This is a genomic window from Flavobacterium sp. KACC 22761, assembly GCF_034058155.1.
Classification (GTDB): Bacteria; Bacteroidota; Bacteroidia; order Flavobacteriales; family Flavobacteriaceae; genus Flavobacterium.
Genome location: NZ_CP139148.1, coordinates 3,335,343 through 3,355,773, shown reverse-complemented (window position 1 = coordinate 3,355,773; position 20,431 = coordinate 3,335,343). Strand labels below are relative to the sequence as shown.

At 34.0% G+C, this 20,431-nt stretch carries 18 protein-coding genes; 11 read left to right on the top strand and 7 right to left on the bottom strand.

All coding sequences use genetic code 11. The features are described 5' to 3' along the window. The first annotated feature begins 3 nt into the window (after positions 1-3). From SCB73_RS14555 to SCB73_RS14540, 4 genes are all read left to right on the top strand, one after another. Positions 4-2,520: an FAD-binding oxidoreductase gene (locus SCB73_RS14555; protein ID WP_320566938.1), complete on the top strand. Its 2,517-nt coding sequence runs from the start codon at positions 4-6 to the stop codon at positions 2,518-2,520. Between the two features lie 76 nt (positions 2,521-2,596). Beyond that, on the top strand, positions 2,597-3,124 hold the full coding sequence (locus SCB73_RS14550) for a hypothetical protein (RefSeq protein WP_320566937.1): 528 nt from the start codon (positions 2,597-2,599) through the stop codon (positions 3,122-3,124). Positions 3,125-3,174: 50 nt separating this feature from the next. After that, positions 3,175-4,707: a S10 family peptidase gene (locus SCB73_RS14545; protein WP_320566936.1), complete on the top strand. Its 1,533-nt coding sequence runs from the start codon at positions 3,175-3,177 to the stop codon at positions 4,705-4,707. 197 nt (positions 4,708-4,904) lie between these two features. Beyond that, the gene (locus SCB73_RS14540) at positions 4,905-5,411 is read left to right on the top strand and encodes a GNAT family N-acetyltransferase (RefSeq protein WP_320566935.1); all 507 of its coding nucleotides are present in this window, start codon (positions 4,905-4,907) and stop codon (positions 5,409-5,411) included. A gap of 163 nt (positions 5,412-5,574) precedes the next feature. Here SCB73_RS14540 and SCB73_RS14535 read toward each other — a convergent pair whose 3' ends face one another. The 3 genes from SCB73_RS14535 to SCB73_RS14525 all read right to left on the bottom strand — a co-directional run bounded on the left by SCB73_RS14535 (position 5,575) and on the right by SCB73_RS14525 (position 7,928). Beyond that, positions 5,575-5,958, bottom strand: coding sequence for a DUF3037 domain-containing protein (locus SCB73_RS14535; RefSeq protein ID WP_320566934.1), 384 nt, complete (start codon positions 5,956-5,958; stop codon positions 5,575-5,577). After that, complete coding sequence (locus tag SCB73_RS14530) at positions 5,948-6,727, bottom strand: HipA family kinase (RefSeq protein WP_320566933.1); 780 nt, start codon at positions 6,725-6,727, stop codon at positions 5,948-5,950. Before SCB73_RS14530 ends, SCB73_RS14535 begins: the two co-directional genes overlap by 11 nt. Before the next feature lie 337 nt (positions 6,728-7,064). Continuing rightward, the gene (locus tag SCB73_RS14525; RefSeq protein ID WP_320566932.1) at positions 7,065-7,928 is read right to left on the bottom strand and encodes an NAD(P)H-hydrate dehydratase; all 864 of its coding nucleotides are present in this window, start codon (positions 7,926-7,928) and stop codon (positions 7,065-7,067) included. Positions 7,929-8,267: 339 nt separating this feature from the next. Here SCB73_RS14525 and gcvT point away from each other — a divergent pair, with 339 nt between their 5' ends. The 7 genes from gcvT to SCB73_RS14490 all read left to right on the top strand — a co-directional run bounded on the left by gcvT (position 8,268) and on the right by SCB73_RS14490 (position 14,607). Then, positions 8,268-9,350 carry a glycine cleavage system aminomethyltransferase GcvT gene (gene gcvT / locus SCB73_RS14520; RefSeq protein ID WP_320566931.1) on the top strand — a complete coding sequence of 361 codons (1,083 nt, stop codon included), beginning with the start codon at positions 8,268-8,270 and terminating at the stop codon, positions 9,348-9,350. A gap of 307 nt (positions 9,351-9,657) precedes the next feature. Next, a complete protein-coding gene (locus SCB73_RS14515; RefSeq protein ID WP_320566930.1) occupies positions 9,658-11,688 on the top strand; it encodes a S41 family peptidase in 2,031 nt (676 codons plus the stop codon). Between the two features lie 253 nt (positions 11,689-11,941). Beyond that, positions 11,942-12,655 carry a YebC/PmpR family DNA-binding transcriptional regulator gene (locus tag SCB73_RS14510; RefSeq protein ID WP_026729302.1) on the top strand — a complete coding sequence of 238 codons (714 nt, stop codon included), beginning with the start codon at positions 11,942-11,944 and terminating at the stop codon, positions 12,653-12,655. Between the two features lie 278 nt (positions 12,656-12,933). Next, positions 12,934-13,356 carry a hypothetical protein gene (locus SCB73_RS14505; protein WP_320566929.1) on the top strand — a complete coding sequence of 141 codons (423 nt, stop codon included), beginning with the start codon at positions 12,934-12,936 and terminating at the stop codon, positions 13,354-13,356. A 14-nt stretch (positions 13,357-13,370) separates the two neighbouring features. After that, positions 13,371-13,826, top strand: a complete 456-nt coding sequence (locus tag SCB73_RS14500; protein WP_320566928.1) for a hypothetical protein — start codon at positions 13,371-13,373, stop codon at positions 13,824-13,826. Between the two features lie 86 nt (positions 13,827-13,912). Beyond that, entirely contained in the window at positions 13,913-14,284 is a 372-nt protein-coding gene (locus SCB73_RS14495) for a hypothetical protein (RefSeq protein WP_320566927.1), read from the top strand. A gap of 119 nt (positions 14,285-14,403) precedes the next feature. Further along, a complete protein-coding gene (locus SCB73_RS14490; RefSeq protein WP_320566926.1) occupies positions 14,404-14,607 on the top strand; it encodes a hypothetical protein in 204 nt (67 codons plus the stop codon). A 73-nt stretch (positions 14,608-14,680) separates the two neighbouring features. Here the strand turns inward: SCB73_RS14490 and SCB73_RS14485 are convergent, their stop codons facing one another. The 4 genes from SCB73_RS14485 to SCB73_RS14470 form a co-directional block, all read right to left on the bottom strand. Beyond that, positions 14,681-15,580 carry a LamG domain-containing protein gene (locus SCB73_RS14485; protein ID WP_320566925.1) on the bottom strand — a complete coding sequence of 300 codons (900 nt, stop codon included), beginning with the start codon at positions 15,578-15,580 and terminating at the stop codon, positions 14,681-14,683. Positions 15,581-15,962: 382 nt separating this feature from the next. Beyond that, positions 15,963-16,886 carry a LamG domain-containing protein gene (locus SCB73_RS14480; RefSeq protein WP_320566924.1) on the bottom strand — a complete coding sequence of 308 codons (924 nt, stop codon included), beginning with the start codon at positions 16,884-16,886 and terminating at the stop codon, positions 15,963-15,965. Positions 16,887-17,259: 373 nt separating this feature from the next. Next, positions 17,260-18,300, bottom strand: coding sequence for a PLP-dependent cysteine synthase family protein (locus tag SCB73_RS14475; protein ID WP_132990240.1), 1,041 nt, complete (start codon positions 18,298-18,300; stop codon positions 17,260-17,262). Between the two features lie 69 nt (positions 18,301-18,369). Next, complete coding sequence (locus tag SCB73_RS14470) at positions 18,370-20,430, bottom strand: S9 family peptidase (RefSeq protein ID WP_320566923.1); 2,061 nt, start codon at positions 20,428-20,430, stop codon at positions 18,370-18,372. Position 20,431 lies beyond the last annotated feature (1 nt).

The following is a 20,431-nucleotide window of genomic DNA, read 5'->3' as shown; positions in this document are numbered from 1 at the left end:
TTTATGAAAAAAATCTACCGTTTGGTTAAGCTTCTCTTCGCCTATTTTCTAAAAATCATAAAATTTATATACGCCGGAATCAAAAATTCGATCCGATATATTAATGGCAAAAAACGCTTATTTATTCCGTTTTACAGTTTTATTGCCTTTGCGATTTATATCTTTTTATTGATTCAGTTTTCGGGAGATTCAGCATTCGAAACCACTTTAGAAAACAAAACCTTAAACGATGTCACGCAATTAAATCCGATTCAGGTAAATCAGGTTATAAAACCCAAAACGGTAAACGAAATTGTTTCTGCTATAAAAAGCACAACCGGACCAATTTCTATTGGCGGAGGAAAATACAGCATGGGCGGACAAACGGCTTTTGAAAATAGTCTGCATATCGACATGCGTTCTTTCAATAAAATCATCCATATCGACAAAACAAAAAAGCAGATTACAGTACAAGCCGGAATTCGATGGAGAGATATTCAAAAAGTGATTGATCCTTTGAATTTGTCGATAAAAATCATGCAGACGTATTCTAATTTTACAGTTGGAGGCGCGATATCCGTAAATTGTCACGGAAGATATGTAGGTTACGGCCCAATTATTTCATCGGTTTTAGAAGTTAAAATTATTACGGCAAACGGCGATATTGTCGTTGTGAATCGGGAAGTAAATCAGGATATTTTCAACGCCGTAATTGGCGGTTATGGCGGAATTGGCGTTATCGCCGAAGTGACGTTGCAATTGGTCGACAATGAAAAAGTAGAACGATTTCACGAGGTGATGCCAATTGAAGAGTACAAAGATTTTTTTGATAAAAACATCAAAAACAATAAAAATGTCGTTTTTCAAAATGGTAATTTGTATCCGCCGAAATACGACAAAATAATGAGTGTTTCGTGGCAAAAAACAACAAATCCATTAACCGATACGGATCGATTAATTCCTGAAAATGAGAATTATTGGATCGAATCGCATTTAGCCGGCGTGGTTTCCTGGGGAAATTCGGGAAAATGGATTCGGGAATACACGATCGATCCTTTATATTATATTCCGAAAACAGTGCGATGGCGAAATAAAGAAGCGAGTTATGATGTGAAAGAATTGGAGCCGGCTTCGCGCGAAAAAAACACTTATGTTTTGCAGGAATATTTTATTCCGGTGGAGAACATAAAATCTTTTATTCCGAAAATGAGTGCCGTTTTTCAGAACAATAAAGTAAATGTTATCAATGTTTCTTTGCGACATGCGCTTCCGGATCATGAAAGTTATTTGTCGTGGGCGCGAAAAGAAGTTTTTGCTTTTGTGATTTATTACAAGCAAAATACCGATCAACAAGCGAAAGATCACGTAAAAAAATGGACGCTTGAAATGACCGACGCTATTTTGAGCGAAAACGGAACCTGGTATCTTCCGTATCAGCCTCATGCGACGGTTGAGCAATTTAAAAAAGGATATCCGGACAGCGATAAATATTTTGCTTTAAAGAACAAATTAGATCCTGATCAACGCTTTACAAACAAGCTTCTGGACAAATACAATCCGTATGCGAAAAGCAAAATTGCTGAGGAAAAGAAAAAGATAAAAGACTATTTCAGAGCCGAAGAACAAACCGTTTTGACAGTTCCGGAATGGTATTTAGTTTACAATCCGAAAGAATATGCTGATTATCTGGAAAGTGGTAAAAACCCGTCCGATTTTCCTTTTTACAAATCGATTGATGAATATTGGAAATTGTATGACCGTTCGATAAAACTGGCTTCTGAAGCGTATCCTGAAAACGGCGAGTATAAAACCATGTTGCAGGTTATTGGAGTAAGCATGACAATGGAATATGGCGCGAAAATCCTTTATGAAAATACGATTGGAAGGTTCTTTGCTTTATTTGCAGAAGAAAAAAACTCCGAGGCTGAAAAGACAATTATTGAAGCACAGCGCGCGTACAGCGATTTTATTTATCAAACGGCTTGGTATGAATTTAAATTTCTGCCTTGGATTAAAAAAGTATGGACGGCTTCTGAAAATTCAGATCACAGCATACTTCGAAAATGGGAAAGAACAATGATTTTTACATTAGAATTTTCATTTAAAGCTTTTTATTCGAAAGTTATCGAATGGGGCGCAAAATCCAGTTATGAAATACCTTCTAATTCTATTTATTTAATTGTTTCGAATGTTGATACGATTAAAGAAAATCCGAACCTAAAAATCATTAGCAGAGATCGCGATAAAATGATTATTTCAGTTACCCGCTGGGAAATCTTTACCAAAGAAATGATAAAACTTTCAAATCAGGAGGTGAAAATTTATGAGATTTCGGGGAATGATGAAATTGTCGTTTCTACAATTGAGAATGAGCATAATAAACCCAATTTAAAAGATGTAAAATTATTATATCAATCTGAAATTGTGACGGATGACAGTTTAAAACGAAATGTTTATCTTTTATCCGTTGAAAAATTATTGCCTTTTATAAAGGATTCGAAAAAGAATAAGCTTACCATTGAACATGTTTATGATTATTAAGAATAATTTTTACTTTCATTCTCAAAATTTTGCAATAATATAATTTTATCCAAATCGAAATAATAAATTAACCATAGTGATAAATATAGAAATTCCATTTAATAAGGACATTTACACCGAACAATCCAAATTACATTTTGATGCCGCTTGGGCAAAAAATTTAAAGACAAACAGAACAAATAAAATCATTTCAATAGTTACAACATTGCTTGGAATTCTGATTATAGTTGGAAAAAACAATGTTGGTGGAATCTTTTGCATGATTGGATGGTTTGGTTTCTACTTGGTTTATCGTACGAATACATCCTATAAACAGAATAAAAAAAAATATTTTGAAGCCATTTCTAATGAAATAAAATCTAGAGAAACTGCATCAGATCATCCAATTTGGGAACTTCACGATGATTACTTTCATTATAAAGATTATCAACATGATTTAAATTTTAAATGGCCTGCAATAGTGAAATATACAAAAATTGATGAAACAATATTTGTAGACTCGAAATTAGGAATTCGATTTATGTTATCTGAAAAAGAAGTTGGAAAGGAAAAATTTGAAGAAATAATCGTTTTCTTTGATCGCAAAATAATTCCTATTAGTTAAAAAATCTTTTTTTATATCTTTAAAAGCTATAATTATACACCCTAAATTCTATGAAAAAAACATTAATCTCATTTCTTTTAGCAGGATTTTTAACTGCCTACGCTCAGGAATCAAAGCCGGATTCAAAACCGAAAACACCTCCTGCAAAAGAAGAAAACTCTCCTTCTAACCTTACTTTCAATCCAGATTCTCAAGTAGTCACAAATCATACAACCACAATAAAAGGACAAAAAGTTTCTTATAAGGCAACAACCGGTACTATGCCAGTTTGGGATGAAGACGGAAAAGCAATTGCCGGATTATTTTTTACGTATTATGAACGTTCTGATGTAAAAGATAGGGATTCCCGTCCTTTGGTTATTTCATTTAATGGTGGTCCAGGATCAGCTTCCGTTTGGATGCAGATTGCTTATACGGGACCAAGTTTATTAAATATTGATGATGAAGGATACCCTTTGCAACCTTACGGAATAAAAGAAAACCCGTATTCTATTTTAGATGTTGCAGATATCGTTTTTGTAAATCCTGTTAATACAGCCTATTCAAGACCTACAAGCAAAGAAATCCCTACTGCAAAATTCTTCGGCGTAAATGCCGACATTAAATACTTAGCCGATTGGATCAATGGTTTTGTAACCCGTACTAATCGTTGGGCTTCGCCTAAATACTTGATAGGTGAAAGTTATGGCACGACTCGAGTTTCGGGATTAGCGCTCCAATTGCAAAATAATCAATGGATGTATCTTAACGGCGTAATTTTAGTGTCGCCAACTGATTTAGGAATAACGCGTGGTGTTGTTTCTGATGCCGCGCTTAAGTTGCCTTATTTTGCTGCTACGGCTTGGTATCATAAAATGCTAAGTCCGGATCTTCAAAGCAAAGATTTAACGGATATGTTGCCAGAAGTAGAAAATTTCACCATAAACGAACTCCTTCCTGCCTTAAGCAAAGGAGGCTCTTTGGACGAACAAAAACGAAAAGAAATTGCTGCAAAAATGGCGCGTTATTCTGGTATTTCAGAAAAAGTTATTCTGCAAAACAATTTAGATGTTCCGTATGATTATTTCTGGAAAGAATTATTGAGAGATCAAGGTTTTACGATAGGAAGACTTGATTCAAGATACAAAGGAATTGATCGCAAGGACTCTGGCGAAAGTGTTGATTTTAATGCCGAACTTACGTCTTGGCTGCATTCTTTTACGCCGGCCATCAATATGTATCTGCGCAATAATCTGAACTACAAAACAGACTTTAAATACAATATGTTTGGTCCTGTGCATCCTTGGGACAGATCTAACGATAAAACAGGCGAAAATCTAAGACAAGCGATGGCACAAAATCCGTATTTGCATGTCATGGTGCAATCAGGATATTATGATGGCGCTTGTGATTATTTTAATGCAAAATATGATTTATGGCAAATGGATCCAAGCGGAAAACTAAATGATAGAATGTCTTGGAAAGGCTACAGAAGCGGTCACATGATGTATTTGAGAAAAGCCGACTTAGAAACCGCAAATGAAGACATCAGAACATTTATAAAGCAATCGTTGCCTAAACCTAGCGAACCTGCAAAATATTAAATTTAATTTCTTTGTTCCGAATAAATACAAAGTCAATTGCCTCCAGCTTTAGCTGGAGGTTTTGTTTTATGGAATAATTAGGCTTTAGCCAAAAAACGTTAAAGATTAGGCTGAAGCCATTTTCTAATGTAATTTTGTTCCTCCTGCTAAAGCTGGAGGCTATTCAATTTTATAAAATACATTTCACTTAATACATAATGATTACAAAATCAACATTACAAGACATTCCTGCATTAACAACCCTAATAAATTCAGCTTACAGAGGGGAAACTTCTAAAAAAGGCTGGACAACCGAAGCTCATTTATTAGAAGGAAAGAGAACCGACGAACAGGAAATGACAGCCATTTTCGAAGATCCAAAAAATACGATTCTGAAATTTACAGAGAATGGTAAAATTATTGGTTCGGTTTTATTGGTTGAAAAAGGTCATCAACTCTATCTAGGAATGCTGACGGTTTCACCGGAACTTCAAAACGGCGGCATTGGGAAAAAGCTTTTGGTTGCAGCCGAAAATCATGCTAAATCTTTGGGTTTATCGAGTATTATTATGACCGTTATTTCGGTTCGTGAAGAACTTATTGCTTGGTACAAACGTCATGGTTATGTTGATACAGGCGAAAGAGAGGCTTTTCCGGAAAGTGGTATTCATGTTACTGTTTCTGAAGAACCTTTGGAGTTTATTTTCTTGAAGAAAGTGTTGTAGCGTTTTACCGCAAAAATTCACATAGTATTGCACAGAGATTAACCAAGTTCTTAATCACGCAAAGACGCAGAGTCGCAAAGAAAAATAAAACGTTGCGACTCTGCGTCTTTGCGTGATTTTTTTTTAAGTCAAAGCTTAAATTAACTTATATAACTTATATGGTTTAAAGAACAAGTTCCTGAAACAAACGCTGAACCGTTTTCTCCAAATCCTGACACAAACCCGGATGAGGTCTGGAAGTTTGAATTGCAGAGCTTCTAATAGCTGTTAACCAACGAAAACGCTCCGGAATTTCAAATTCTGCGATTGGGCCGCCATCTTTGGTTCCGTTGGCAATTTTTACTAATGACGTCAAGTTGCATTCTAATTGCTCAATGTCGAAATCGGCAGAAAGGGCTTGTATTTTTTCTTTATTTAAGTGAAAAAGAACCTTTATAAATTTGGCTTTTTTGCAAAACAAAATAATTCCGATATTCAGGAATTCTTCGCGCTCTACCCTTGGCACAACACGAATCACAGCATATTCGTATAAATGGTTATCTTGCATTTTGAGCCTGATTTACAAATATTTCTGAATTCTCTAATCTTGTTTTTAAAAACTGCAAATATACATTTCGCAAACCTTCTGGCGTTTCGTCTGCATCTTCCCATTGTAACCAGTCTAGCGGAATCGTATTGACAATTTCTTCTAGAATTTCTGAAGTCAAAATCGCTTTAAATTCGGCGTCAACTTCTTTTAACAGTGAAGCTTGAGGCAATAAAACGTGATCTTTTATCAAAGCAAACGGACTTTTAGCATGTTGTTCCCAGTTGTTCCATGAATGGTGGAAATACAAACATGCTCCATGATCGATCAGCCATAATTCTTTATGCCAGATCAGCATATTCGTGTTTTTGAAAGTTCGGTCAACGTTTGTAATGTAAGCATCCAACCAAACAATTTGTGAAGCTAATTTGGCGTCGACAGTTGTAACAGCAGGATCAAATGTAATTGCTCCAGACAAGAAATGTAATGCCAAATTCAAACCTTGACTTCCTTGCAATAAATCCTGAATTTCTTCATCGCCTTCGGTTCTTCCAAAAGCTTCGTCGAGATTCGCGAAAACTAATTCTGGCAATTGTAATTTTAAGGCTTTTGCAATTTGTCCGCCTACTAATTCGGCTATAAGAGCTTTTACGCCGTGTCCGGCTCCTCTAAATTTTAATACGTATTTAAAATCGTCATCGGCTTCTGCCAAAGCGGGTAAAGAACCGCCTTCGCGCAGTGGTGTTATGTAACGCATGACGTTTACCGTTCTGAGATCGAAGTTTTTCATGTTACAAACTTAATGATTTTAACCGCAAAGAGCGCAAAGGTTTACGCAAAGAACGCAAGGATTGATTTACATGATAGAGAATTTGCTCGCAAAGACGCAAAGTCGCAAAGTCTTTGTTTCATGCAAATTAAATAATTTAAGTTGATTATACTGATTTTCTATTCTCCCTTTTTTGCTCTCGCAGATTTTGCAGATAAGGCAGATCGATTTTCATTTTATGTCATTCTGAGCGATCCCGAGACTTCGGGAGAAGAACCGCAAAGTTTAGCCACTTTGTCGAGCTACTTGATCTTCTTGGACTTCGCTCAGGGTGACAAGCTCCACAATAAAAATTATCTTATTCTCTAATTGACAAATTATCTAATTCAAGAAAAGCTTTTCCTAAATACTTAATAATCGTTGATGCCGTAAAAGATTCATGACCTGTTTTGGGCAAAGCTAAATCTGCAGTTAATCCGTGGAGGTAAACTCCTAGTTTTGACGCATATTTCGGTTCATAACCTTGTGCGAGTAAACTTGTCAGGATTCCCGTTAAGGTGTCGCCACTTCCTGCGGTTGCTAGTGCAGCATTTCCTGTGGTATTTTCGTAAACTGAGGTTTTATTTATGATGTAAGTTGGAGCGCCTTTCATGACCACAATAACTTTGTATTTTTCTGAAAAAGCAATTGTTTTTTGGAATTTCTCTGATTCTGAATTCCATTTTCCAATTAAGCGTTCTAATTCTTTTGGATGAGGTGTCAAGATTGTGTCTTCGGGAACTAGTTCTAACCATGATAAATTTTCTGAAATGATGTTCAGCGCATCAGCATCTAGAACTAAAGCCGTTTTATTTATTCTCAAAAACTCAAACAAGGCTTTTTGTGTTCCGAGCTCCTTGCCTATTCCCGGACCAATTCCGATGGCTTGAGGTATTAATGGCAAATGAATATTGGTAATGAAATTGGTATTTTCATCGGTTACGGTCATGACTTCTGGAATGGAGATTTGCAGAATTTGATAACCGCACTTGGGTATAAAAATCGTTACGAGTCCGCATCCTGATTTTAGGCACGATTTTGAAGCTAAAACTCCTGCTCCCATTTTTCCATAACTTCCGGCAATAATCACAGCGTGGCCTTGGGTTCCTTTATGTGCTTGCGGATTTACAGGTTTATATATTTTTAGAATTTCTTCTTTTGTGATTAAATACGGAGACTTCATTCGGCTTCTTTTTGTTGTTGCGATTATTTTTTAAACACATCGAATCATAGTTTTACTTTGGGGAAAAGGCGCTTCGCTGGTTTAAATAAACATAGCTAGACTTGAAAAAGCATGATTTTACATTAAAATTACATAAAAAATCGAAATCATGAATCTTCTTTTGAAACTCTCACTCCTAGCCCTGATAGTAGCGGCATCCTTTTTGTTTTTTCTTTAAAAACAAAAAGATATAGCGGATAGCAGGAAATAGCTCCTAAATATTGCGAAATTTATAATTTAACGTATTCGAAATCGATATTTTTTGAATAGATTTGCATAACAATTTTATAAAACAACACAATGAAAAATACTGCGCTTACGCACATACATGAGGGTTTGGGAGCGAAAATGCTGCCATTTGCAGGTTATAACATGCCTATTACATATGAAGGAGTTAATGCTGAACATGAAACAGTTCGTAATGGTGTGGGCGTTTTTGACGTTTCGCATATGGGTGAATTTTTGTTAACGGGTCCAAATGCTTTGGCTCTGATTCAAAAAGTGACTTCAAATGATGCTTCGACTTTAACAATTGGAAGAGCGCAATATTCTTGTCTTCCTAACAACGAAGGTGGAATTGTTGACGATTTGATTATTTATAAAATGAAAGAAGAGCAGTATTTACTGGTTGTAAATGCTTCTAATATTGAAAAAGACTGGAACTGGATCACTTCTCACAATGATTTGGGAGTGGATATGAAGAATATTTCTGATGATTATTCTTTGTTAGCAATTCAGGGTCCAAAAGCGGTTGAAGCGATGCAGTCTTTGACTTCTGTTGATTTGGCAGCTATTACCTATTATCATTTTGAAGTTGGTGATTTTGCAGGAATTGAGAACGTAATTATTTCTGCTACAGGATATACTGGTTCTGGCGGATTTGAAATTTACTGCAAAAATGATGAGGTAGAGCAAATCTGGAACAAGGCTTTTGAAGCTGGTGCATCTTTCGGAATTAAACCAATTGGTCTTGCTGCGCGCGATACTTTACGTCTAGAAATGGGATTCTGTTTGTACGGAAATGATATTAACGATACTACTTCGCCGCTTGAAGCTGGTTTAGGATGGATTACTAAATTCACAAAAGATTTCACCAATTCTGAAGCGCTTAAAAAACAAAAAGAAGCTGGTGTTACTAGAAAATTAGTTGCTTTTGAAATGCAAGAGCGTGCTGTGCCAAGACATGATTATGAAATTGTTGATGGTGAAGGAAACGTTATTGGAATTGTAACTTCAGGAACAATGTCGCCATCTATGAACAAAGGTATTGGTTTAGGATACGTAACTGTTGCAAACAGTGCTGTTGACAGCGATATTTTTATCAGAATTAGAAAAAATGATGTTCCTGCTAAAGTGGTTAAATTGCCATTCTACAAGAAATAGTTTCTAATAAGTCTTAAAGTCAAAAATCGAAAGTCATAAAGTTGTGAAATACAAGACTTTTGACTTTTGACTTAAAGAAAATTCGAAAAATGCATTACAATTTTAAAAAGTTGTAATGCATTTTTTTTATGTGAATTCGCCAATTTCAATATTTCTTTTTGAGTTTTTAATTAATTTTTAATAGCCATTTTTTGTGATTCAATGTCATTCATAGATAAAATCTTTAAGTTGTCGATATTCTTCGGAAATTACTGTCTTTTCTGAAAAAAATACCGTAATTTTAATATAACCGATGATTTAGAGATTTATGAAAAACCTAGTAATAATATTTCTGCTGACTTCAACTGTACTATTTAGTCAAAATAGCGATCGCACTTGTGAAATATTAAATAAAATCAATGCGCTTATCCAGAAAGAGCACATCAGGCCAAAACCAGTTGATGATAGTTTATCTGTTTTTGTTTTTGACAATCTGATCAATGAATTGGATCCGTCGCGAAACATTTTTTATAAAAGCGAATACGATGAAATGTCCAAAAAATATCGCTCAAATCTTGATGATTTAATTTTGAGCAATGACTGCAGTTTTCTAGACGACATTACTTCAAAATACAGAGCGGGACTTTTGAGAACGAAAGCTGTTTTAGAAAAAATTCAAACCTCTAATATTGATTATTCTATTAAAGACACCATCCGATTTTATAAAAAAGCATTTCCTTTTTATTTGAAAAAAGAAGATTTGGAAAAGGTTTGGAAAAAAAAACTGCGCTATCAGATTTTAGATGAAATTGCCGAAACCAGCGAAAATCTGGATTCGATAAAAACAAATTTCAAATCGATTGAAGCCGCTTCGAAACAAATGATTTTGTCTAATGAAATTTGCAGAATAAGCACTCTTTTAGAGAATAACAACAAGCAAGAGGAAAATTTATATAATTATTTCTGTACTTATTTTGACCCGCATACGGCTTATTTCAGCGACGATTCTAAAACGAGCTTTGTGGCATCTTTGTCGAAGGAACATCTTTCGCTTGGAATGAGTGTGAATTTGAATGAAAAAAATGAAATAATTATTGCTGAAGTCGACCCGAATGGCCCTGCATATCAAACCGGGCTGATTAAAAAAGGCGATCAAATTATTTCGATATCAAATCAAAAGGAAACTTTAAAGGTTTCGTGCGCTTCATTAGAATTGATCTCAAACATGATTTTATCAGAATCCAACAAAAGTATTACGCTTACGCTGAAACGAAATTCTGGAAAAAGCTTTGATGTTTATATCGAAAAGCAAGTCATGAAGGATGAAGACAATTCGGTTTACAGTTTTATTATTGGAAAAGACAGCAAAATAGGCTACATCAAGATTCCGAGTTTTTATGCTGATTTAGACGAAAACAATCGAAAAGGTTGCGCTGATGATGTGGCACGCGAAGTAATGAAGCTCGAAAGAGACGAGATACAAGGCCTCGTAATTGATCTGATCGACAACGGTGGCGGTTCTATGGAGGAAGCCATCAAACTTGCAGGAATGTTTATTGATTACGGTCCGATTTCGATTGTTATTGATAATAAAAAAGAGAAATCGATAATAAATGATCCTTATCGCGGGCTGATTTACAAAGGTCCTATGGTGGTTTTGATAAACAGCAATACAGCATCGGCAAGCGAATTCTTTGCTTCAATTATGCAAGATTACAATCGCGCACTTTTGATAGGGAGCAACACACTCGGAAAAGCAACTATGCAAACCATTCTTCCGCTTGATGAGAAAAAAAATACTGATTTTTTAAAAATCACAATCAATAAATTTTATCGCGTTACGGGCAAAAGTCATCAATATATCGGCGTTAAGCCAGATGTTATTTTGCCTGAATTTTATGAAGATGTCTATCAAAAAGAAAGCGATTTCCCTACTGCAATTAAAAACGACAGCATTCAATCTTTTTTGAAATACAGACCTTATGCAAAAAGAGCTTTAATAGACAAACTTGCTAAAAATTCCATAACGAGGCTGGCCGATAACTACTATTTTAACGACATCAAAAAAATAAATCTAAAAATTGACCAAATTGTCAATACACCAAAAGCAGAAATTCCAATGACTTTGGATGCCGTTTTCAAACAAAAAAAACTAGTTAATTCGCTTTGGAAAGAAATCAATACTTTCAATGACGAGAATAATCCGTTGGATGTTTACAATTCGACAGTGAATCAATTCTTGCTTGGGGTTTACCCAAACGACAAAACAGCAAATCAATATCAGCTTGAGAATTTAAAAACAAATCCGTATTTGAATGAAGCTGTAAATGTGATCAATGAATTCAATGCTTCAAAGTAGAAATTTTGTTTCCGGTTTCAGGTTTCAGGTTTAACCGCAAAGCACGCAATTTTTTTTTGTTTGAGGTTACGCTTATTAACGCATCCCGAAGCCTCGGGACGCAAAGCTTTGTGTAAAACTTCGCGTAAACCTTAGCGTCCTTTGCGGTTAAACCTGAAACCTGAAACTTAAAACAATACAAAAAAAGAACTGCAATGTTTTTGGAAAAATAAGGAATAACCGTATTTTTGCATCACAAAACTAAAAATTAGAAATGGGAAGAGCGTTCGAATTTAGAAAAGGAAGAAAAATGAAACGTTGGTCAGCAATGGCCAAAACATTTACCAGAATTGGTAAAGATATCGTTATGGCTGTTAAAGAAGGCGGACCAAACCCAGACGCCAATTCTAGATTAAGAGCTGTAATACAAAACGCGAAAGCGGCCAACATGCCTAAGGATAATGTGGAGCGCGCGATCAAAAATGCAAGCAATAAAGATACTGCCAACTATAAAGAAATTTTGTTTGAAGGATATGCGCCTCACGGAATTGCAATCTTGATTGAAACTGCTTCTGACAATAATAACAGAACTGTTGCAAACATTCGCAGTTATTTCAACAAATGCAACGGAACTATGGGAACTCAAGGTTCTGTTGAGTTTATGTTTGATCATACTTGTAACTTCAGAATTGCTAATAATGGCCTTGATGCTGAAGAATTAGAATTAGAATTAATCGATTTTGGTGCTGAAGAAGTTTTTGAAGACGAAGACGGAATCTTGATCTATGCTCCTTTTGGAAGTTTTGGTGCTTTACAAAAAGAATTAGAAAACAGAGGTCTTGAAATTTTATCTTCTGGTTTTGAGCGTATTCCGCAAATCACTAAAGAACTTACTGAAGCTCAAATCGCTGACGTTGAAAAACTAATCGAAAAAATCGAAGAAGATGATGACGTTATGAACGTTTATCATACAATGAAAGAAGAATAGTTTTCTGCAAAATATTTTTTTTTAAAGCTCTGGATTTTTCTGGAGCTTTTTTGTTTTAACAAACTTTCACTTTTTAAATTCAAATAAAAAATTATATTTGCTTTTATCAGAAACAATACAATTTAAATTTTTATTTATGCAATCATCAAAATTCATGAAATTTGCCGTAATAGCGCTTGTGATCTTATTTATTGTGATCAGCGTTATCAGCTAAAAAATACAAGTCTTCTGGTCTTTGGAAGACTTTTTTTATTTTCTTATTTTAAAGTCAATACAAAATGAAAGGAAAAATTATTTTTCATGGTTTTATATTAATAATTTTTCTGATTTTCCTTCAACGAATCGTCATTAATATAATTTATACTAGCGAAAACAATCTTGGTGAAGGCAAAATTTACGTTAGCAGTTCTTATAAAAGGAGCGCCAATTCTGCAAAAACATATTCTTATTCAATTGTAGATAAAAATGGAGCAAAATATCATGATAGCGGTGATAGCGATACCAAACAATATGGTTTTTCAATTGGAGATAAAGTCGTATTTAGAAAACTTCACAATGGAGACTCAAAAGCGGTACGGATGATCAAAAGAAATGGCGAACAAGTTCGAAATTATTATGGCTTTGTAGATTATGCCAGTGTCGTTTCTGTGATACTAATAATCCTTGCTTATATCTATCTTCCAAAACTACTAAAAACCTAAACCATACACAAAAAATGAGAAAACTATTATGTTCCATTACATTGGTTTTTGCTATTGGCGGATTAATTTCTGAATCAATGCATAATTTGGCAGACCTTAAATTAATATATTACAATTTGGATCCAGCCAAATATTACATAAAAGACAAATTATACATCAACAAAATAGAGAATAATAATTCTTCTAATTCTAGTGGATCCAATTCTTGGTACTATGGTATTTTGGAAAAACAGGGAACGAATGAAGTCATATATTATTCGGCTTCTTATTTAATGGAAAACACTTTACTTGATAAAAAGGGAAAATACTTAGCGGTTTGGTATTGCAAAAATGCAGATGAAACCAAATTGCGAAACACAAGCAAACTGCATCCTACAATTTATATAAAAGGCATAATTGTTTACATATTAATTTTACTTATAATTCCATGCTTAATTTGTGTACTTAAAAAAAATCAAAATCAAACCTGATAGTACGGATTGCGTTTATCTTCCAAAATTTTTAAATTCAAAATAAGAAAAGCCAGAAATCTTATGAAATAAATATGAAGACACTTATGTCCAAAATTTCAATTATAAAAAACATACAACTAGGCAAAAAATCATTTGCAATTGAAAATCCAGATGCTGCATTGTGTTTTAGCTTTTACTGCGGAGATGGTGAAATACAGCACAACGCAGTTATTTCATTCGAAAAGTCGAATTTATTAAGTTCATTAATTGAAACTGGCCAGTTAACGAATCTTGATTTAATTCAAAACAATATCGATAAACAACTAAATCGAGGAAATCAAAACGGCCTCCTCTACTGCAGATATCAAATCTGCAATTTTAAGGAATGTAATAATAATTATCTGATCATTTTTGACATTAATGAATACAGAGATTATTATAGCTGTTTTATATATTCGGTTTTGCAAATAGACTAGCAACTATCTACAAAAAAATATAAACCACTATTTGAAGCCATTATAAACTAAATCAAATACCTTTAAACAAATATTGTTTCTCTTATATTTGCATTACCTCAAACTAAATTTTAAAACAAATGCAAACATCAAAATTCACAAAAATAGCAGTAATTGCACTGGTACTTTTGTTTTTAGCACTAAGCGTTATTAGTTGCACTGCTCATGTACATACAAGTAGGCCTGCACCACCACCAAAAGCTAAAAAAGTACCACCAGGGCAAGCTAAAAAAATGTCAGGAAGCAAGAGCGCAAAAGCTTACGCTCCAGGACAACAAAAATAAAAACTAAATCGAAAAAGCCTTCTGAAATTCAGAAGGCTTTTTTGTTTGAAATCGGTAAATTTTACAATCTCATTTATTTTTTTGCTGGCTTTTTTGTGACTTTCAACAAATAAGTTCCTTCTGGCAAATCATCGATATTAGAAGCGTTGCTGCCCGTAATTTTTCTTCCTTGCGAAAAGACTTCGATCACTTTTTCTGTATTTGCTTCTGGTGCGCTTGGTGTTACAACTGGCGCTTTTGGAGGATTTTGAGTTTTTACAGGTGCAGACACCACTTTTTTCTCACTTGAAACCGTTTCTGTTTTTGCACTTCCAGCTGGTTTTGAACTGTTGTATGATTCCAAAACTTGTTCATCTGTCATTGCGACATTATAAATTTTCAAATCGTCTATATCAGCGTTTAGAGTCGTCGTGGTATTGATTTGCCCCAATCTCAAAACATAACCTTTAGTAGCACGTAAAATGCCGCTTGCTGATTTTAATAATTCACCATTGCGGTATATTTTAGAATTATTGCCGTCGTAAGTAATATTATATTGATACCACACTTCTTTTTGGAGCGGCACCGCAGCAATAACATTATTTGCATCGCCCCATCCTACCAAGCTTACATCTGAACTTCCAGAAACGGCAGGTTGCTGCAATAAACCAAAAAATTGAGAATTTGATGGCGTCCCATAACCAAAAACGTAATTTGCCGTATTGACCGTATTGAATTTTATCCAAAACGAGATTGATCTAGGTTTATTTTCTTGCGGAAGCTCTCCAACCATACCTTGCAACACTTTATTTGTAATGCGTTGCGCTGCTTTAGCTGTTCCCATTCTGTCTGCAACAAAATTAGGAGTTCCCAGCAAGGAAATAGTATTATCAGCACTATTGAGGGTTCCGTTAAAAGTAAATTCCTGAATAGGATTTTGAGCATTAGAAGTTAAAAAAGTTACAAACATTATCGTAAGTAATAATTTTTTCATGGGCAGGATTTTTGAAGATTTAGGGGTTATATCTTTTTTTAAAAAAATTTTATAATTTATTATGAAGAGAACCTTTTTTAAATAAAAACGATTCCCAATGTTCATTAAATAATTTTATTTATTTGTTAAAATTATAAATTTAATTCAAAGTCGCAAAACATTTATCGATAACCAATACGATATTCTTATTAAAATTCAGTAAAGCGAACTCCAAAAGAAGTTTTTCTTTTTATTTGTAAAAACATCTTTACAAAAACCATGTCGACAATAAAAAAAACCTTCTGAAATTCAAAAGGCTTTTTCTACTATCCAAAATAAATTGCTTACTAAACAACATGATAAAAAAAAACTAAAAACTAACTATTAACCAAATTTTTAAATCTTATTTCGATGTCAATTTGTTCGCAGGAGCATTTGTAATTTTCAACAAATAAGTTCCCTCTGGCAAATCTTTAATGCTCATAGAATTATTCTCAAGAACCTTTTGTCCTTGCGAATAAACCTCAACATTTTTTTGTCCTTCACTTACATCATTGTTTCTAATAATTGCATTTGATTGTGTAGTCTTAGCAGCAACTTTAGTTTTTCCTGCAACAGTTTTTACAGGAACTGTTTTAGGAGCTGCTTGCTCAACCGCAACCGCAATTATAGGTTTTGTTTCTTCATAAAGTGCTAAGACTTGCTCATTTGTCATTGCAACATTGTATATTTTTAAATCGTCTATATCAGCATTGATTCCCACCGTAGTGTTTATTTCACCTAGTCTAAAAATATTACCTTTTGTAGCACGTGTTAAACCGCTTAATGATTTTAATAATACTCCGTCACGATAAATTTTTGAAACGGTTCCGTCATAAGTTATTGTATATTGATACCAAGTTCCTTTTGATAATGGAACAGAAACCATGACATCATTGCTTGCGCCCCATCCGGCCAAGCTTAAATCTGAATTTGATGAAACTGTAGCTTGCTGAAGCAAACCAAAATATTGTCCGTTATATGCTGTACCATAACCCAAAATGTAATTGGCTTTAGAAATATCATTTAGTTTTACCCAAATACTAATTGTTCTAGCCGAATTATTTTGAGGAAGATCATCTATTACAGCTTCTAAAGATTTATTATTAAGACACTGTGCACCATTAATATTTCCCATTCGATCCAGAACAAAATTATTTGTCCCGACGAAGGTAATGGTATTTTGAGTATTATTTAAAGTATTGTTGAAGTTAAATTCCTGAATAGGATTTTGCGCAGTAGCATTCAAATAACTTACAAACATTAATGAGAGTAGTAATTTTTTCATAGCGATAGATTTAGGAGATAAAACAACTTTGTGTCATTTTAACACTGCTAAACTATATTTTTATGCTTTTTAGCGAAAATTTTTTCGACAACGAACCTAAAAACTCGTTAAAATAACCAAAATTGATGATTTTCAACAATTAATTGCATTTATTTATACTATTAGCAATACTATTAAATTTTTAAATTTACTTCAATCAAAACAAATGTTTCTTACGTATAAATACGGTATTTACAAAAATATACAGAATATTCATTTTAAATACCTTATACATAAATAGATAATTTTCACCTTTCTAAAATATTCCTTCAACTAAGCCCAAAAAAAAACTCCATCAACAGAGGATGGAGTTTTGATATATTTAAAAATTGCTTTATTTGACAAATTCAACTTTTTGAACTTCTTCTTCATTAATACTGTCAAAGAATCCTTGTTCATTCATCCAGTCATCACTAAATACTTTACTCATGTAACGAGAACCGTGATCTGGGAAAATCGCAATGATATTGCTGTCTTTTGTAAACTCACCTTCTTCAGCATATTGTTTGATCGCTTGCATTACTGCTCCAGATGTGTATCCAACGAATAAACCTTCTTTACGAGTGATTTCCCTAGCAGAGTGTGCACTTTCTTCGTCGGTTACTTTCATGAATTTATCAATAATGTCAAAATCAGTAGCTGACGGAATTAGATTTTTTCCTAAACCTTCAATTCGGTAAGGATAAATTTCTTTATTATCGAATTCTCTTGTTTCATGGTATTTCTTTAATACTGAACCAAAAGCATCAACTCCAAGAATTCTGATATTAGGATTTTGCTCTTTTAAGAATTTCGCAGTTCCTGAAATCGTTCCTCCTGTTCCACTGCATGCAATTAAATGCGTAATTTTTCCTTTTGTCTGTTCCCAGATTTCTGGACCTGTAGTGTTATAGTGTGCATCAATATTCAACTGATTGAAATATTGATTGATGTACACTGAGCCTTTTGTTTCTTCATGCAAACGCTTGGCTACATTATAATAAGATCTTTCATCATCTGCTGAAACGTGTGCTGGGCAAACATAAACTTTTGCCCCTAAGCTTCTCAGCATGTCAATCTTATCTTTTGATGATTTTGAGCTTACTGCTAAAATACAGTTATATCCTTTAATAATGCTGACCATTGCCAAACTAAATCCTGTATTTCCTGATGTAGTTTCAATAATCGTATCACCTGGCGACAAAATTCCTTTTCTCTCGGCTTCTTCAATAATATATAATGCGATTCTATCTTTTGAGGAATGACCTGGATTAAAAGCTTCTACCTTTGCGTAGAAATTTCCTTCTAACTCTTCGGTGATTTTATTTAGCTTAATAAGTGGGGTGTTACCTATTAATTCTAAAACATTATTATAAGCATTTATTTCTTCTTTCATAAAAAAATAGTTAATCAGAGGTCTTTTTGGAAACCCCGATAGGTTGCAAATTTAACAAAATTTTTCTAATTAGCTTTTAATTTTCTCTAAATCTAATAAAAAACTAAATTCCTTTGCTAAGTCTTTCAAAGCCTCAAAACGTCCTGAAGCTCCACCATGTCCGGCATCCATGTTAGTATCCAAAAACAAAAGTTTTTCGTTTGTTTTTGTGTTTCTCAATTTGGCCACCCATTTGGCAGGCTCCCAATATTGTACCTGCGAATCATGCAATCCTGTAGATACATACATATTTGGATAATCTTGCGCTTTTACATTATCATATGGTGAGTACGATAACATATAATCATAATATTTTTTGTTGTTTGGGTTCCCCCATTCGTCGTATTCTCCTGTTGTTAACGGAATAGTATCGTCTAACATTGTTGTAATAACATCAACAAAAGGTACTTGAGCAATTACTCCGTTATATAATTGTGGAGCCTCATTTACGATTACTCCCATCAAAAGTCCTCCTGCTGATCCTCCTTCTGCATACAAATGTTCAGAAGAAGTATATTTCTCGTTTATTACAAATTTAGAGCAATCGATGAAATCTGTAAAGGTATTTTTCTTTTTTAACAGTTTTCCGTCCTCATACCATTGTCTTCCCAAGTCTTCTCCACCTCTAATATGTGCGATCGCGTAAACAAATCCACGGTCTAAGAGCGAAAGTCTTGTCGAAGAGAAATAGGCATCCATTGTGATTCCATACGAGCCATAAGCATACAATAAAAGCGGATTTTTGCCATTTTTCTCTAATCCTTTTTTATAAATCATCGAAATTGGCACTTTTACCCCGTCTCTTGCCGTTGCCCAAATGCGCTCTTCAATGTAATTTTCTTTATCAAATTTGCCTCCTAAAACCTGTTGCTCTTTTAAAATTTCTTTGGTTTTAGTTTTCATATTAAAATCAATTACAGACGATGGCGTTGCAAGCGATTGGTAACTATAGCGCAAAATATCAGTATCAAAATCAATATTTGTTGTCGTGAAAGCATTGTAAGTTTCGCTTCCAAATGGCAAATAATAATCTGGCTCGCCATTCCAAGGCATTATTCGGATATGATTCAAACCGTTTGAGCGTTCTTCTACAACTAAATAGTTTTTAAAGATTTCAATATCTTCCAACAAAACGTCTTCTCTGTGCGGAATAACATCAACCCAATTTCTTTTTCCTGTTTTATTCTCAGGCGTTTTCATCAGTTTGAAATTGGTCGCTTTATCTTTATTCGTCAACACATAAAACGAATCTTCAAAATGCGAAATACTATATTCCAATCCGCGCACACGAGGCTGAAACACTTCAAACTCACCATCTGGATTATCAGAATTCAAAATTCTATATTCTGTCGTTAAAGTACTTCCAGAACTGATAACGATATATTTTTTTGATTTTTCTTTATGTACCGAAACATTAAATGTGTCATCGACTTCGTTATAAACCAAAACATCAGCTGCAGAATCTGTGTTTAATTTATGTCTGAAGATTTTGTCTGCTCTCAACGTAACTTCATCTTGTCTGGTGTAAAATAAAGTATTATTGTCATTTGCCCAAACAGAACTTCCAGTCGCATTTTCGATTTTGTCTGACAAGATTTCTCCCGTTTCTAAGTTTTTAACTTGAACTGTATAAATTCTTCTGCCAACAATATCAATTCCAAAACTTGCAAATTTATTATCCGGACTAATGCTTAAACCACCTAATTTGAAATAAGCATGTCCTTTTGCCAATTCGTTGCAATTGAACAAAATTTCTTCATCTGCCGAAAGACTTCCTTTTTTTCTAGCAAAAATTGGATAATCTTGACCAGTTTCAAAACGTGTGATGTAGAAATAACCGTTATAAAAATAAGGAACAGATGAATCGTCTTCCTTGATTCTACTTTTCATTTCCTCATACAATGATTCTTGCAAATCTTTAGTATGGGCAGTCATATTTTGGTAATATTCGTTTTCTTTGTTCAGATAATCAATTACTTCTGAATTTTCACGGTCATTCAGCCAAAAATAATTGTCAACTCTGATTTCTTTATGCTTTTTGAGTTTTTTTGGAATTTCTTTCGCCTTTGGGGCAATTATGTTGTTTTGCATT